Raw genomic sequence first — 789 nt, 5'->3', positions numbered from 1 at the left:
ATGACGGCTCGGTGTGGCGTGCCCCCGGTCTGAAAATCGGCGAATTGCCACAAGAATTGCCGGTGGCCGACGAGCGGACCGTGTTCGACGTGGTTGCCGAAGGCCTCGATGGCGTTGGCGCCTTGCTCGCCGAATACCATCACCTGAGCCAGAACATCGTCACCGATGCCGATCTGGACAAGCTGATGCACGTCCAGCACGACCTCGAAGCTCGTGACGGCTGGCGCTTGCAGACCCTGGTCGACAGCACCCTGAGCCGCCTGCAACTGCCGGCCGACAAGACCCTCGCCGAATTGTCCGGCGGTTGGCGTCGTCGTGTGCTGCTGGCGCAGGCGCTGGTGTCCGAGCCGGATCTGCTGTTGCTCGACGAACCCACCAACCACCTGGACATCGGTGCAATTGCCTGGCTCGAAGAAGCCCTGAAGGATTTCCAGGGCGCCGTGCTGTTCATCACGCACGACCGTTCTTTCCTGCAAAACCTCGCCACACGCATCCTCGAGCTGGACCGCGGCGGCCTGATCGACTGGAACGGCGACTACGCCAGCTTCCTGGTGCATAAAGAAGCCGCGCTGGCTGCTGAAGAAACCGCCAACGCGCTGTTCGACAAGCGTCTGGCCCAGGAAGAAGTGTGGATCCGTCAAGGCATCAAGGCCCGTCGTACCCGTAACGAAGGCCGTGTCCGCGCCCTGAAAGCCCTGCGTGTTGAGCGCAGCGAGCGTCGCGAGCGCACCGGCAAGGCGAACATTCAGCTGGAAACCGCCGACAAGTCCGGCAAGCAAGTGATGGTGT

Annotated in this window: 1 protein-coding gene; it reads left to right on the top strand. The window is 62.9% G+C overall.

Features of this window, described 5'->3' with window-relative positions:
• On the top strand, window positions 1-789 hold a 789-nt coding region (locus DBR24_RS31835; RefSeq protein ID WP_371921257.1), incomplete at both ends, for an ATP-binding cassette domain-containing protein.

The organism is Pseudomonas sp. HMWF006 (genome assembly GCF_003061205.1).
GTDB classification, from domain to species: Bacteria; Pseudomonadota; Gammaproteobacteria; order Pseudomonadales; family Pseudomonadaceae; genus Aquipseudomonas; species Aquipseudomonas monsensis.
This window is presented reverse-complemented; position numbering and strand designations above follow the sequence as displayed.